This window comes from Octadecabacter arcticus 238 (assembly GCF_000155735.2).
In the GTDB taxonomy this organism is placed as follows: Bacteria; Pseudomonadota; Alphaproteobacteria; order Rhodobacterales; family Rhodobacteraceae; genus Octadecabacter; species Octadecabacter arcticus.
Map to the genome: position 1 here is coordinate 277,945 of NC_020908.1, position 15,301 is coordinate 293,245.

The 15,301-nt window shown below is 55.5% G+C and carries 11 protein-coding genes and 4 pseudogenes; 10 read left to right on the plus strand and 5 right to left on the minus strand.

All coding sequences use genetic code 11. The features are described from left to right. Positions 1-31: 31 nt before the first annotated feature. Positions 32-1,279, minus strand: a complete 1,248-nt coding sequence (locus tag OA238_RS01465) for an IS256-like element ISOan6 family transposase (protein WP_015493782.1) — start codon at positions 1,277-1,279, stop codon at positions 32-34. A 90-nt stretch (positions 1,280-1,369) separates the two neighbouring features. After that, the gene (locus tag OA238_RS01470) at positions 1,370-1,624 is read right to left on the minus strand and encodes a hypothetical protein (protein WP_015493783.1); all 255 of its coding nucleotides are present in this window, start codon (positions 1,622-1,624) and stop codon (positions 1,370-1,372) included. 131 nt (positions 1,625-1,755) lie between these two features. On the opposite strand from OA238_RS01470, the gene OA238_RS01475 reads away from it, so the two are divergent. From OA238_RS01475 to pheT, 7 genes and pseudogenes are all read left to right on the plus strand, one after another. Continuing rightward, the gene (locus OA238_RS01475; RefSeq protein ID WP_015493784.1) at positions 1,756-2,886 is read left to right on the plus strand and encodes an ISAs1 family transposase; all 1,131 of its coding nucleotides are present in this window, start codon (positions 1,756-1,758) and stop codon (positions 2,884-2,886) included. 187 nt (positions 2,887-3,073) lie between these two features. After that, a pseudogene (locus tag OA238_RS29540) lies at positions 3,074-3,315 on the plus strand (DDE-type integrase/transposase/recombinase); the annotation flags it as partial. A 723-nt stretch (positions 3,316-4,038) separates the two neighbouring features. Further along, complete coding sequence (gene pheS, locus OA238_RS01480) at positions 4,039-5,100, plus strand: phenylalanine--tRNA ligase subunit alpha (RefSeq protein ID WP_015493785.1); 1,062 nt, start codon at positions 4,039-4,041, stop codon at positions 5,098-5,100. Between the two features lies 1 nt (position 5,101). Continuing rightward, the gene (locus OA238_RS01485) at positions 5,102-5,473 is read left to right on the plus strand and encodes a hypothetical protein (RefSeq protein WP_144055805.1); all 372 of its coding nucleotides are present in this window, start codon (positions 5,102-5,104) and stop codon (positions 5,471-5,473) included. Positions 5,474-5,781: 308 nt separating this feature from the next. Further along, positions 5,782-7,335 (plus strand): annotated as a pseudogene (locus tag OA238_RS01495) (IS3 family transposase). A 90-nt stretch (positions 7,336-7,425) separates the two neighbouring features. Continuing rightward, complete coding sequence (locus tag OA238_RS01500; protein ID WP_015493787.1) at positions 7,426-7,860, plus strand: ASCH domain-containing protein; 435 nt, start codon at positions 7,426-7,428, stop codon at positions 7,858-7,860. Positions 7,861-7,964: 104 nt separating this feature from the next. Beyond that, positions 7,965-10,364 carry a phenylalanine--tRNA ligase subunit beta gene (pheT, locus tag OA238_RS01505; protein ID WP_015493788.1) on the plus strand — a complete coding sequence of 800 codons (2,400 nt, stop codon included), beginning with the start codon at positions 7,965-7,967 and terminating at the stop codon, positions 10,362-10,364. Positions 10,365-10,367: 3 nt separating this feature from the next. Here the strand turns inward: pheT and OA238_RS33380 are convergent. Further along, positions 10,368-10,463, minus strand: a pseudogene (locus OA238_RS33380) (LysR family transcriptional regulator); the annotation flags it as partial. A 98-nt stretch (positions 10,464-10,561) separates the two neighbouring features. Between OA238_RS33380 and OA238_RS34860 the strand changes: the two are divergent. After that, positions 10,562-11,609, plus strand: a pseudogene (locus tag OA238_RS34860) (ISL3 family transposase); the annotation flags it as partial. A 53-nt stretch (positions 11,610-11,662) separates the two neighbouring features. Here the strand turns inward: OA238_RS34860 and tnpC are convergent. Further along, positions 11,663-13,078 carry an IS66 family transposase gene (gene tnpC, locus OA238_RS01515; RefSeq protein ID WP_015493789.1) on the minus strand — a complete coding sequence of 472 codons (1,416 nt, stop codon included), beginning with the start codon at positions 13,076-13,078 and terminating at the stop codon, positions 11,663-11,665. Between the two features lie 207 nt (positions 13,079-13,285). On the opposite strand from tnpC, the gene OA238_RS01520 reads away from it, so the two are divergent. Both OA238_RS01520 and OA238_RS01525 read left to right on the plus strand, forming a co-directional pair. Then, a complete protein-coding gene (locus OA238_RS01520) occupies positions 13,286-13,918 on the plus strand; it encodes a class I SAM-dependent methyltransferase (RefSeq protein ID WP_015493790.1) in 633 nt (210 codons plus the stop codon). A gap of 84 nt (positions 13,919-14,002) precedes the next feature. Next, complete coding sequence (locus OA238_RS01525) at positions 14,003-14,449, plus strand: YtoQ family protein (protein WP_015493791.1); 447 nt, start codon at positions 14,003-14,005, stop codon at positions 14,447-14,449. A gap of 136 nt (positions 14,450-14,585) precedes the next feature. Here the strand turns inward: OA238_RS01525 and OA238_RS01530 are convergent, their stop codons facing one another. Then, positions 14,586-15,284: a glutathione S-transferase family protein gene (locus tag OA238_RS01530; protein WP_015493792.1), complete on the minus strand. Its 699-nt coding sequence runs from the start codon at positions 15,282-15,284 to the stop codon at positions 14,586-14,588. Positions 15,285-15,301: the final 17 nt, after the last annotated feature.

A 15,301-nucleotide genomic window follows, 5' to 3' on the forward strand; every position in this document is an offset into this window, starting at 1 on the left:
ATTGTCAAATCTGGTGTTTGAGTATTGTTGGTCATGCGGTGATCTGGTCGGGGTTTGTGGTTTCGATTCCGTCTTTGAACGTGACGCCTGTGATGACTTTTGCGAGGTAGTCAAAGCCGCGTAGCTTCCTCCAATTTTGCTCAGCACATTGCCCCAGTTTGAACATCATGTGCAGCATGCCATCGCGTGACAGGCAGCCCTTTGAACGCTTGGTACGATGCCGGATCGTCGCGAAGGCCGATTCAATTGGATTGCTAGTGCGGATGCTTTGCCAATGCTGCGCCGGGAAGTCGAAGAATGCCATGAGTTCCTCACGATCTTTTTGCAGGCATAGTGTGGCCTTGGGATATTTGGGTTCGTAGGTTTTGATGAACAGATCGAACGCCTTTTCTGCATCGACTTTGGTCTCGGCCTGCCAGATGTCGTGCAGCGCGGCCTTGGCTTTTGGCTGAGACAGCTTGGGTAAACAATTGAGCACGTTCATCGTTTTGTGTTGCCAACAGCGTTGATGGCGGGTCTCAGGATAGACTTCGTCCATGGCCGCCCAAAACCCCATGGCACCGTCCCCGATGGCCAGTTTGGGCGCATTCATGCCTCGGCTTTTGAGGTTAAGCAGAACCTCGCGCCAGCTCTGCGTGGACTCGCGCACCCCATCCTCAATTGCCAGAAATCGCTTCTTGCCACGGGCAGTTACCCCAATAATAACAAGGGCACAGAGCTTGTCATCCTCGCCCCGAAGGCCGCTGTGAACGCCGTCGGCCCAGATATAGACGATGGGCTCGTCATCTAACTCAGCGCCTTTCCAAGCCTCGTATTCATTGGTCCAATCGCGTTTTAAACGCGAAACCGTATTAGCCGACAAGCCAACGGCATCTGGGCCCAGAAGAACCTTGAGGGCGGGAGCCATCTCGCCGCTGGAGATCCCTTTGAGGTAAAGCCATGGCAAGGCCGCTTCCAGCGTCTTCGTGCGGCGCACATAGGGCGGCACCAGGGCAGACCGGAATGTCACCGGTGTGCCGTCCTTGGACCGAACCTTTGGAATGCGCACGCTCACAGGGCCAATGCCCGTTTGAAACGGGCGGGCCGGATGATGTCCATTACGCACGACTGCCGCGTGACCGGCATCGGTGCGTAAGCCGGTAAATTGCGCCAAATAACTGACAAGCTCAGCCTCAACTGTTGTCGCGATCAATTGTTGTGCTCCCGTTTTCAGCAACTCCGTCAACGCGTCCGTCATCTCGTCTCGACGCGCAGAATCAACAATGTTAGTAGTTCCCATGGTGGTGTATCTCCTTTGGTTGGGCTGCTGTCTTCCAACAACAATTCAACCAGATACGCCGCCAACCTTCAAACCACTCAAACACCAGATTCAGTCATAGCTCCTTCCAAGCCCAAAGATTGTTGATCCAAGATCAGAGTCCAAATCATAGATTAGGTCGGCTTTGATATAGCCGTAGATCGTTAGATTGACGCCATCGACCCCATAATTAAGCGTGGGTTTGCTTTCCAATTCAATCACACGCTGTTCTAGGTCGGCGATGCGGGTGTCTTCTGCAGTAGCCGGTAGCGCCGTGCTCAAATAAAGCAGCGCGATCGTCCCCGCAGATACAAAACTACGTTTCAAAGTCTTCTCCAATTTTCTTGCTGGGCCCCTTTTCCTCTAAGGACTGGCTCCACCCTGTCCGCAGGGGAATCGCGTTTGGAACTGAGTGAGTAAAGGATTGCTCTTGCAGGTGATGGCGGGATGGATTCTGGATGGGTGGTTGTTCTCATCGGGTGCTCATCGCCATGCATATTTTTCTATCCGCCTTCGACGAAGTTCCTGATCCGCGCGCCAGTAACGTGCGCCACGACCTTGGTGAACTGCTCGTTATCGCCTTCGTGTCGGTCTTATGTGGATCGACCTCCTGCGCCGAGATGGCCGCATTTGGCCGTGCAAAAGAGAGCCTTTTCAGGAACTTCCTGAAACTCAAGCATGCCATTCCATCGCATGATACCTTCTCGGAGGTCTTCCGGATCATCGACCCGAAGGCACTCGATGCGGCCTTCAGTAAGGTACTTGCCGATGTGACCAAGCTCCTCAAAGACGGTGATATCATCGCGATTGACGGCAAAGCGTTACGGGGTGCGCGCGACCCGGGCGAAAGCGCACGGACCCGCATGATGGTCTCAGCCTATGCCTCGCGGCTGCGCCTGACGTTGGCGACAGTACCTGCCGACCGAGGCACAGAACTCAGCGCGGCCATAGAGGCGCTTGGGTTGATCGATCTGCGGGGCAAGGTGGTCACCGGTGATGCATTACATTGCAACCGCCGCACGGTTGCCGCAATCAACGCAGGCGGCGGTGATTGGTGCCTCGCCCTCAAGGGTAACCAGGAATCCCTGTTGTCTGACGCCCGTGGATGTTTCAGCAAGGGGCACAAAAGCGATCCAACAGCCGTTACGGAAAATACCGGCCATGGAAGAAAAGAAACCCGTAAGGCGGTTGTGGTATCGGCTAAGGCATTGGCAGAATACCACGAATTCCCTGGCCTCAAGGGGTTCGGTCGCATCGAGGCGACCAGAGAGACGGGCGGAAAGGTGACCTCAGAGACCCGCTACTTCGCGCTGTCTTGGGTTCCCACACCTGAGGTGCTGTTGGCCGCTGTCCGCGACCATTGGGCCATCGAAAATGCCCTTCATTGGCAGTTGGATGTGTCTTTCCGCGAGGACGCCGCACGCAATCGGAAAGACAACGGTCCCGGCAACATCGCCGTTCTACGTCGCCGCGCACTCGACGTCCTCCGGCGTGACACATCCAAGGGCTCTCTCTCCATAAAAATCAAACGTGCAGGCTGGGACACCACCTTCTTACGCAGCATTCTCAGTGACTTGGCAACAACATGAGCCAAACGCGATTGCCCTGACCCTGTCATGCAGTACCGGTCACGCCCTAAGCACGTTCGAATGATTTCACGTGACCCGCTCCTCACACTGGTGTGACCAGCCCAAACAGCAAAAAAATCAGGGAGTAGGGCGGAGTAACCAGTTGAAATTAGCCAAACTCAGACTGCCCAAACCTTGCAACCCATCCCCCATTTCGCTCAGGAATGTCGAGGAGCATTTGCACGAACGTGGCATCGACATCAGCCATGAGACGGCTCGATTTTGGTGGAACAGATTTGGCCCGTTGTTTGCCGCAGAGACTCGCAGGAAAAGAGCCAGCCAGATGCGCGCGTTTTCAAGAATCGGCAGTGGCACTTGGACGAGGTGTTGGTGAACATCAACGGCGCGACACACTATCTTTGGCGGGCTGTGGATCACGATGGGGACGTCCAGCCTCAGGCCAGTTTATCCAGCAAAGCACCCACCCCGAGTATCAAAAGATACTCTTTTCCCAAGCCAACTCAATGCTAACCGTTCGTAAATTTAGATCTATAATATTGGATAATCTTCATGCGTATATTCTTCGGATTAGTCTTTGTTATAGTTTGGGTGGTTGCTGCAGCATTTTGGGGTTTTGTAACGCTCCTTCCAAACGCAATGACGACTCCGAGCAACATTTCAATTGAGACCCTCATTTTGGCTTTTTAGGGGGGGGGTTAGTGCAGGCAATCGCAGGTATTTTCGTTGGCATGGCAATCGCGTCTAAAGATAAATCGCGGAAATACTTAATGATATTTGGAGTCTTTTTCTTTATGGCTTGTGCGATTCAATTTGGTATACTTTTTTTTAGTTGAGGAGATTTCAGAGCCACTCCGGCAAAGAAAATCATCACTCTGGCTCTTTTGTAACGGTCGATACAATCTTGCATCCTGTATTTCATGTCTGGTGCAGCAAGTGATTGCCTTTTGACGATCATCGCCGTTTCTCCTGATCGCGGCATCAGTCTATTTGGGCTTGAAGCGGCCCCGTTTTCTGCCAAATATTTTTGTACAAACCATGCAATGCCTCCCTTAAGTTTTGTACAAAACCGTTAAAACACCGCCCCTCTGCCCGAAACCTTGCAACCTCCCGCCCATTTCGCTACCTGCAATCCAAGCGAAAAAGGGCACTCTTATGGACGATCTGAAATCAAAATACCTCGACCTTATTGGCAAGGCCGCTGACGAAGCCACGCTCGAAGACCTGCGGGTTCAGGCGGTTGGCAAAAAGGGCGAAGTCAGCCTGCAGATGCGCTCCCTTGGCAAAATGACGCCTGAGGAACGACAGGTCGCCGGACCCGCGCTCAATGCCCTCAAGGATGAGATCAACAGCGCCCTCGTGGCCAAGAAAATGGCGCTTGGCGATGCGGCCTTGGATCAGCGGCTGCGGGCGGAATGGCTTGACGTGTCACTGCCCGCGCGGGATCGTCGGGTTGGCACGATCCACCCTGTCAGCCAAGTCTGGGAAGAATGCACCGCGATCTTTGCCGACATGGGCTTTGCCACCGCCGAAGGGCCGCAGATCGACACCGATTGGTACAATTTCGATGCGCTCAACATCCCCGGTCACCACCCTGCGCGCGCCGAAATGGACACGTTCTATATGCACCGTGATGTGGGCGATGATCGCCCGCCCCACGTCTTGCGCACCCACACCAGCCCCGTGCAAATCCGCGAAATGGAAAAGCAGGGCGCGCCCATCAGAATCATCTGTCCGGGCCGCGTTTACCGCGCCGATTATGACCAAACGCACACGCCGATGTTCCATCAGGTCGAAGGCCTCGCCATCGACAAGAACCTTAGCATGGCAAACCTGAAATGGGTGCTCGAAGAATTCTTCACCGCCTACTTCGGCACGTCGGTCAAAACCCGTTTTCGCGCGTCACACTTCCCGTTCACCGAACCCTCCGCCGAAGTCGACATTCAGTGTTCGTTCTCTGGTGGCACGGTGAAGGTGGGCGAGGGCGACGACTGGCTCGAAGTCCTTGGCTCCGGCATGGTCCACCCCAAAGTCCTACAGGCTGCTGGGGTTGATCCCGAAGAATACCAAGGCTTCGCCTTTGGCATGGGCATCGACCGCATCGCCATGCTGAAATACGGCATCCCCGACCTGCGCGCGTTCTTCGAGAGCGACCTGCGCTGGCTGCGCCATTACGGGTTCAGTGCATTGCGCGTGCCGACGGTGCATGGGGGGTAATGTGCCAAAGCCTTCGGATGAAAGAGCACTCTTACAATTGCTAGCGTCAAACCAATCGGAAACAGGCGTCTTTTTTGCATATTGGAGCGAAATTCGATCTCAAAGTCACACCGCGAAGTTTCTTGAAAGCATCGAAGGTGCTCCAGATTTATCGCAACAGACCCAAGTCTTGTTAAAAGACTTTGTGGAACAAGGTTTTGTTCAAGATTTGGCTAATTGGGCAACGAAAGAGGGCCGTCACTATGCAGTCACGTTCGCCGGGAAACAACGGTTGAGCGAACAAAACTCGAAACAGAGCTTTTCGAAAACTCTTTGGAGTAGGAAGGGCACAGTGAGCATAGTAATTGGTGCGATTTTAGGGGTCTACATGTAGATCATCAATAATGTTGATCCTAACTACGCTTGCGAAATGCCGCTTTCTTCAATTCTAGTTAAGTGCGTGGTTTTTTGGAAGAACTTGGTAACCAATAGCCCGTCACCGACGGGCAGCGCCCGAGCCTCCCCACGGGAGGGCGCTTTTGCAACGTTGCACCAATCCGCTCCACCACCGTCAACCCACCCCAACAGCCAATCCGAAGCGTTCCAGCCCCCTCCCAGTCTCGGGCGCTCCCCCTCTGTCAGGGATGTTGTCCGCTGCTCTATTTTTCTCTAATTTTCAGGTGGGCGGATTAGGACAATGACATGGGATATTCACTGGAACGAAAAGCAGCTGTGCTGAAACGGATGCTTCCGCCGAACAACGTGGCTATTCGGCAGCTTTCGCAGGAGGAAGGGATTTCGGAGGCGACGCTTTTCTCTTGGCGTGCTCAGGCGCGCAACAAGGGGCAGCTTTTGCCTGACGCTGATGCGAGCCCTGAGGGCTGGTCTTCACGTGACAAGTTTGCGGCGGTGTTGGAAACTGCTGCGCTGAACGAGGCTGACCTAGCCGAATACTGCCGCAAACGCGGCCTTTACCCGGCGCAGATTGCCATGTGGCGAGTTGCTTGCGAGCAGGCCAACGACTGGGACCGCACGAGTGCAGCACGTCTTGTGCGTGCGACCAAGGAAGACAAGAAACGGATGAAAGATTTGGAACGCGAGCTTGCTCGCAAGGATCGCGCACTGGCCGAAACTGCAGCACTGCTTGTTCTGCGAAAAAAGGCCTCAGCGATCTGGGGGGACGGAGAGGACGCATGATCAGCACCCCAGATCGCCAAACCGCAGTTGCTCTGATCAATGAGGCCGTCACCGCAGGAGCGCGGCGCGCCAAAGCCTGTTCCGAGTTGGAAATCAGCGAACGCACTCTGCGGCGCTGGACAAAAGACGGCGAGGTTCGCCCTGATAAGCGCCCCCTCGTGCCGCGTGCGGAACCAGCAAACGCGTTGAGTACGGCAGAACGCGCGGCTGTTCTAGATGTCTGTAATTCAAAGGAGTTCTCTAGCCTTCCCCCAAGTCAGATTGTGCCAAAGCTAGCAGATCGGGGGCAGTATCTAGCCTCGGAAACGAGTTTCTACCGCATTCTGCGCGCCAATGGATTGCAGCATCACCGGGGTCGAGCCAAGTCCCCAGTCAAGCGTAAGAAGCCCACAAGCTATCAGGCCAGTGCGCCCTGTGAGGTCTGGACCTGGGACATTACCTGGATGCCGGGACCTGTCGCAGGCATGTTCTTCTATCTGTATCTGATCGTGGACATCTTCAGCCGGAAGATCGTGGGCTGGGAGGTCCATGAGCGTGAAAGTGCGGATCTGGCTGCCATTCTGATCCGGCAAGCAGTGCTAGCGGAGGGCTGTCAGATGCGCCCCTTGGTTCTGCACGCTGACAACGGCAGTCCTATGAAGGGCGCCACGATGAAGGTGACGATGGAAAAAACTAGGGATCACGGCCTCCTACAGTCGCCCTCGCGTAAGCAACGACAACCCTTTCTCAGAGGCGTTGTTCCGAACCTGCAAATACCGCCCGGACTGGCCGACCAAGGGCTTTGCCACCAAGGCGGATGCTCAAACCTGGGTCCAAACCTTCGCTGGTTGGTACAATAGTGAACACCTGCACAGCGCCATCCGCTTCGTCACGCCGAATGCGCGCCACGCAGGTCATGATCGTGCAACGCTCACAAATCGTGCCAATCTCTATGCCACTGCTCGCGCGCAAAACCCGCAACGCTGGTCAGGAAAAACCCGAAACTGGCAACCAGCAGGACCCGTCTGGCTGAACCCAGAAAACGAAATCAGCGCCTCTGAAATCAGAGACGCTGCATGAAATCGGCGGACAACACCTTTGACAAACACCGCGCTGCCCTTTCCCGCGCTGTCGTTATCCGCTAGACACGTCGAAAATTAGGAGCACCCCATGGCCGAGATCGAAGACCTGCAAGAAACCTACCCCGGTGCGGGCACGTTCCAGTTTGGCGACTCCGCTGAAACCAGCGCGGCCCTTATCGACCTTGTGCGCAACAGCAATAAACGCGCGACCTGCGCGCCGCTGCGCGATTTCAAAGACGATCCAGACTCCATGCCCGTCGTCGGGCGCATCGACATCGTCGCCGATTGGGACGGACATCCAACGTTCGTCGTCAAAACCGTGCGCGTGGACGAGGTCCGCTTTTGCGACGTCACCGAAAACATGGCCAAGGCTGACGGGTTTAAGGACCTGCTGGCATGGCGCAAGTCCACCAAAGCCAGCATCAGTCGCGGCGGCAATCACGATCCCGCCATGCCGATGCTGTTTGAATTCTTTTCCTTGGTCGAAGACCTCGATGGGCGCCAGATTGAGGAAAAATCATAAGGCAGCCCGATCCGCAAACCTGACGCGCAAACCGGATGAGCCTTCCCCCTGACGCACCATTCCGCTAAACCCCGCGCAATACCTATTTCGCAGGGACCAGACACATGAAATTCACGCTATCTTGGCTAAAATCGCACCTCGACACGGACGCCTCCGTTGATGAGATTTGCGAAACGCTCACCGACCTCGGGCTTGAGGTCGAGGGCGTTGAGAACCCTGCCGCCAAACTGTCTGATTTCGTTATCGGCAAAGTCACCCATGCCGAAAAGCACCCCGACGCGGATAAGCTGAAGGTCTGCACGGTTGAGGCAGGGTATGGTCCGACCCAGATCATTTGCGGTGCGCCAAACGCGCGCGCAGGCATCACCGTCGTCGTGGCCAAGCCGGGCACTTACATTCCCGGCCTCGACATCACGATTGCTGTTGGCAAAATCCGTGGCATCGAAAGCTTCGGCATGATGGCCAGTGAACGTGAATTGGAACTGTCCGAAGAACACGACGGCATTATCGAACTCCCCGCCGGGGAGATCGGCCAGTCGTTTGCCGATTATCTCGCCGAACACGACCCCGCGCGGGTCGATCCAGTGATCGAAATCGCCATCACCCCGAACCGTCCCGACGCCCTTGGCGTGCGCGGCGTTGCGCGTGATCTGGCCGCACGTGGCCTAGGCGTGATGAAACCAAATGATGTCGACCCCGTTGCCGCGTCCTTTGCGAACCCGATCACAGTGACCATCGATGACGACACGCTGGCCCAAGCGCCGGTGTTCTATGGCCGCCTGATTAAAGGCGTCAAAAACGGCCCCAGCCCCGATTGGTTGCAACAACAGCTGCGCGCGATTGGCCTGCGGCCCATCAGTTTTCTCGTAGATGTGACCAACTGGTTCACCTACGATCTGAACCGCCCGCTGCACGTGTTTGACGCCGACAAAATCAGCTGCAACTCCCTGCGTCTGCACCGCGCCACAGGCACAGAAACCCTCATGGGCCTTGACGACAAAGAATACACGCTACCCGAAGGGGCGACCGTCATTTCCGACGGGCAGGGCCCTGAATCCATCGGTGGCGTGATGGGCGGTCTGGCCACGGGCTGCACGGCTGACACAACATCGGTCTTCGTCGAAGCGGCGTATTTTGACCCGATCCGCACGGCCTACACGGGCCGCGCTTTGAAAATCAACTCAGACGCGCGCTACCGCTTTGAACGCGGCATTGATCCCGCATTTACGCCGATCGGTCTGGAACATGCGGTGCGGATGATCGTCGATCACGCAGGTGGTGAGGCGTCCGAGGTTGTGCAGGCGGGCCAAATCCCCGACACATCCCGCGCCTATAAACTCGACACGGATCGCTGTTCGTCCCTTGTCGGGATGGACATTCCCGCTGACACGCAACGCGCTACCTTGACCGCGCTTGGGTTCGTCATGGACGGGGACATGGCACAGGTTCCAAGCTGGCGCCCTGACGTGCAAGGCACTGCGGACCTCGTCGAAGAGGTCGCGCGCATCGCTTCCCTCTCCAACCTCAAACCCGTGCCCATGCCCCGCGTCCGCGCGGGCGTTCCCGCACCTGTCTTGACGCCAATGCAAAAACGCCTCGCCATGGCGCGGCGTACGACGGCCAGCTTGGGCTACAACGAGTGCGTCGCCTATTCGTTCATCGACCAAGCGGCGGCAGCGCTGTTTGGCGGCGGCACGGATGCGACAATGCTCGCCAACCCGATCAGTTCGGAAATGTCGCACATGCGCCCCGCCTTGCTGCCCGGCTTGCTTCAGGCTGCGGCCCGCAATCAGGCGCGTGGCATGGCCAACCTCGCGCTGTTTGAGGCTGGCGATGCCTTTCACGGCGGTGAACCGGGCGAACAGCACACGCTGGTGACTGGTATCCTTGTTGGCAAAACTAACCCCAAAGACGTGCATGGCACATCGCGCGACGTCGATATTTATGACGCCAAAGCGGACGCCGAGGCGATTCTGTCCGCGATGGGCGCACCCACCAAAGTGCAAATCCTGCGCGGGGCGGGCGATGCGTGGCATCCTGGTCGGCATGGGATGATCTGCCTTGGGCCAAAGAAAATCCTTGGGGTGTTCGGGGAAATTCACCCGAAAATCCTGACGGCACTTGGCGTCAAAGGCCCTGTGGTCGGCTTTGTGTTGTACCCGTCCGACATTCCGATGCCCAAGAATGCGTCGGTCAATCGCGGTGCTGCATCGCTCCCCGATTTGCAAGCGGTCGAACGTGATTTTGCCTTTGTGATGGACACAACCGTTGATGCCCTCACAGCCGTAAATGCAGCGGCTGGCGCGGACAAAACCCTGATTGAAGACGTGTGTATTTTTGATGAATTTGTCGGCGGTTCCTTGGGAGATGGTAAAAAATCTCTCGCCATGACGGTTCGTTTGCAGCCAAGTGGGGCGACCCTAAAGGACGTTGATATCGAAGCCGTCAGCGCCAAGATAATCGACAAAGTCACCAAGGCGACGGGTGGTACGCTGCGCGGCTGATCCCTAGCGCGTCGAAATCGCCTCGGCGAGGATATCAAACACCAGCCTGATCCGTGGGCTGGTGTGCACCTCACGGTGGGTCACGAGCCAGACTGGAAAGTTGGCTCTTCTCCGCTTTGTTGAGTAAGAAAAGATGCCGACCATCAAGTAACCTGTTGATATGTTAGGTTTCTGACAACTTTACATAGGGCAGGTATATGACCATCGACGTCTCGCAACATATTTTACGCCTGAAGGGGCAACGTGTAAATGAAATTGAGCTGGCTGAAGACTGTGCGAAGGTTATTGTTCAGTGCAGTCGGGATGCCCGCAGGAGCGCTATAGACCCTGCAACCGGCAAGAAGGGTAGCATCAACCAACATATTCGCCGACAAGTAAACGACATCCCGTTTTTTGGGTATCCTTGTGTGATTGAGATTGAGCTAGCGCAGGTTTTTATTAGCAAGGGTGAGCGCCGCATTGAGGCGTGTCCTTTTGTTGATAAAAGGGTGCCGTTTCACCCATCGATTTTGCCATCTTATCAGTGGATTGTGCCGTCATTTATCCATTCTGGCTGTCTCCAGGCATTTAGGTATACGATGGGAGACGGTAAAGAATATCGACAAGGCATACCTGATGGAAACGCTCCCTGCGCTTGATCCCGCACAGCTTGCTGGCTTGGAATACATTGGTGTCGATGAAGTGGCCCGGGCGAAAGGTCATGACTATATGACGGTGGTCTACGATATGGTCGGAGGGCATCTGATCTGGGTGGAAGCCGGTCGAACTGCCGAAGTTTTTTCAAGGTTTTTGAAACAGCTGCGGCCAGATACAGCCCATAAAATAAAGGCCGTGTCGATGGATATGGGGCCTGCCTACCAAAAGGCTGTCAGGGAGTCCTTGCCGATGGCCGACATCGTATTTGACCGTTTCCACGTCATGAAAAACTACAGCAAGGCTATCCATAATCAGCGTCGCCTTGAGTTCAGGAAGGCCGATCCAAGTGGTAAAGAGTTGATGAAGGGCACGCATTATCTGTTGCTCAAAAATGCGGATAAGTTGAATGAAAAACAAAGTAACAAGCTGCAAACGTTGCTGGAGAGCAATAGCAACCTGAATACGCTTTACGTCTTAAAAGAACAGCTTCAGGCTCTGTGGAGCGCCCCATCATTTGAGGGGATGTCAGAGCAACTGGAAAATTGGTGCCTGATCGCAGATCAGTCACACATGCTCTATCTGAAAAAGTTCGCAAAATCCCTAAGAAAACGTAACTCCCGAGGACCCCATCGGATATCGGGTTTTGTGTTGCCCTTGCGACGTTAGAGCCGAGCGATGATCTGTTGTGGTGATAGGGTGAGTGTTTCGAGGATATTGCCCCCGTGTTTTCTGACCGTCGAGATGACGGATCTGATGTCAGCGAAGACCTGCGCGCCCTCGAGGGTGCGGAAAGTTCCCGAGATTTTCATGCGCAACTTCATCATGCGCAGGTCCCATTCGGCCTGATTGTTGGTGAAGGGAACTGTGAAGTCCGTAAGGAACCTTAGGACGTCATCACGGTAGTCGCGCAAGCGGACCAGAAGGTTATGGCCTGGCCGCCTGGCTTTTCGGCCTCGCGCACCAGTGCGTCTAGCCAGTGGGTCTTGTCGCTCATGGAAGGCGAGGCCCTCGGTGAGGATAGCCATGTATTTGGTGAGGATGCCGTGGTGAACCGACGTGGGGAGTTCGGTCTCGCCTCGCCCCTGAGCCGCGCACTTGAGCTGATTGGCGCTGTTGAGCAGCACGCTCATCGCGCACGCCCACGGCTCCTTTTCGATTTCTTCGATGGCCTTGAGTTCCCGTAAATGATGCGCCCCGCACAGGGCGTGCGCGTCCACCCCACTCATATGGGCGTAATAGGACTTCCAGTGGTCATGAACAATTGTCCCGCCGGTCAGGAAGGATGGAACAGCACCGCGCTTGGCGCTGATGCGATAATGCGTGAAGGCGAGATCGCTGATTGAGTGCAGCCAGTGCAGCTTACCAGCAACACGAAGTCCGGTCTCATCCAGATGCCGAACGCCGCCTTCATTGAGCCGGGCCAGAATGTGTTCGACGACGCCACCCAAGGTACGCGCTGTGCCGTTCACCCAGTTGGTCACGCTGGCCGCGCATAGGCTGGTGGCACCAAACAAATCACGCAGGAGTTGGCAGACCCAATCCTCGGGGATCAGCTGCTGAACATTGCAGTAGACCGCCGCCGCCCGAATGCGCTTACCGTATTGCACGTGTGCATTCACGCCATCGGGAAAGGTGGCTGTCGTCGTGGCTCGGCAATGGCCACAACAATAAATCGCTGCCTGATGCTCTGTGACCTCCAGACGCGGCACCGGTATGTCATAAACCTGACGCCTCTCCACCGCCTTGATCATCCCAGCCGTCAAGCCATGCTGACAGGTGCCACAGGCCTCAGCCTCATGTCGCTCCACAAAGTCAGGCGTTGCTGTCTGACGTAGGGTGTCGCCTCGGTGGCCAACTTGGCCACCACTTTTCTTACCGGACTTACCACGCAGGCTACGCGGTACCGGCTTCTTCAACCCATCACTCGAAGGCGGCTTGCTGCTATTACTGCTGTTCTTGGCCAACTGACGCCGCAGATCCGCATTCTCTTGCGCCATGCTCGCCAACGCGGCTTCCAACTCGGCGATCCAGCGCTGAGCCGTGGCGAGGAGTTGTTCAAGAGCAGTAACTTGGTCCATTCCACCAATGATTCAGAGAAATCGTCACAGCGCCACGAAATTCAGACCACAACAGAAAATTCATGCGCCTAATAACCAAGGAGACCTTGGATTCAAACATCAAAACTGACAAAAACCCGTTATCGGCTGGGGTGCTTGGGAGTTACCAGTTTTCGTCAATTCCGCGTTGGCCCATACAAATGTATAGATGTTTGAAAGGAGACCATTATGACCGACGCAGCAACCTTCTGGGACAAGATCGCCCCGAAATACGCCCAAGACGCCATCAAAGATATGGCCGCCTACGAGTATACGTTGGAGCGGACAAAATCCTACCTCAACGCCGATGACCGCGTGTTGGAAATGGGCTGTGGCACTGGATCGACCGCCTTGCAGATCGCGCCGCATGTGCGCGAAATGACCGGCACCGATATTTCCCCTGTGATGGCCGAAATTGCCCGTACCAAGGCCGCTGCTGGTGGTATCAAAAACGTGGAATTCCGCGTGGCTACAGCGCAGGACGCCGCTAAGCTGTCAGGCACGTTTGACGTGGTGCTGGGGTTTAACCTGTTTCACCTCGTGCGCGCCCCTGAAGACATCTTTGATGACGTTTATGCCATGCTGCTCAGGGGCGGGTTTTTCATCACCAAGACACCCTGCTTGAACGATAAATCTGTCGGGCTGAAACGGTTTGCATTCAAAGCGATGATCCCGCTGATGCGGATGCTTGGCAAAGCGCCCTATGTCGGGTTCTTCACGCAGAAAGAATACGACGACGCACTGCGTTTTGCAGGTTTCGAAATCGTCGAGGCTGGAAATTTCCCAGCTATCTCACGCTATGTCGTGGCGAAGCGCGCGTAATTAAAATCGTGGCGAAGCGCGTGTAATTGAACGTGGCGCGCCAACCGTAATCAGCTACCTTGGGCGCAACCTAAGGAGGGCGCGATGCTCAAAGTATATCTATCCGGCGAAATTCACACCGATTGGCGCGAACAGATCATCGACGGGGCCAAAGACCTCGACGTGGAATTCCACAGCCCCGTCACCAACCACGAAGCGTCAGACGATTGTGGAGTCACTATTTTGGGCGCGGAGCCGAACAAGTATTGGCACGACCACAAGGGCGCGATGGTCAATGCGATCCGCACCCGCAAAGGCATCGCGGACGCAGATGTTGTTGTGGTCCGGTTTGGTGAAAAATACCGCCAATGGAACGCGGCGTTTGATGCGGGCTTTGCTGCGGCCTTGGGCAAATCATTGATCGTGCTGCAACAGCCCGACCATGATCACGCCCTGAAAGAAGTTGACGCAGCAGCCTTGGCCATGGCGCGCGAACCGTCAGAAGTTGTCGAAATCCTGCGTTATGTTCTAACGGGCGATCTGCCTGCGTAATCAGACCTGTGCAGACAGGCTGTGCAGACAGGCTGTGTACAGGTTGTGTACAGGTTGTGTACGCAGAGAGTCCCCAAATTTCCGCCCCGCTGATGGATATTTCAACGGGGCGGATGACACTTTGTTAGCTTAGGATTTAACCCTTAGGCGCTGGGATCGTCTTACCCCTTTGCACCGCTGGGCGGGCCATGAACCGCTCAACATAGGCCGGCACGTTCTTCAGATCGTGGTAACCTGTGACCTCCTGTGTGCCGTAATATTCCAGCGCATTCAGCCAAGGCGCAATGGCGATATCCGCAATTGAAAAGCCGCCCGCGATCCAGTCTTTGCCCTCTAATTCTGTCTCAACGATCGCCAAAAGGCGTTTGGCCTCTGCGATGTAGCGCTCACGCGGGCGCGGGTCTTCGATTTCGGACCCTGCGAACTTTGCAAAGTAGCCCAACTGCCCAAACATCGGACCAAGGCCACCCATCTGGAACATCAGCCATTTGATAACATGGGCTTTTTCTGCCGCATTTGATCCCATCAGTTGACCGGTCTTCTCAGCCAGATACATCAGGATCGCGCCACTTTCCCACAGACTAATCGGGCCGTCCGGACCGTTTGGGTCAATGATCGCGGGGATCTTGTTGTTGGGGTTTAAGCTCAGGAACGCAGCACTTTTGACGTCCGCATCTGACAGCGTGACAAGATGGGGTTCGTAGTTCAGCCCCGTTTCCTCCAACGCGATAGAGACTTTAACGCCATTTGGTGTTGGATATGAGAAAAGCTGAATAATATCGGTATTTTTTGGAACCCATTTCTGAGTAATTGGAAAGTTCGACAGATCGGCCATGGTTGGGCTCCTAAGTT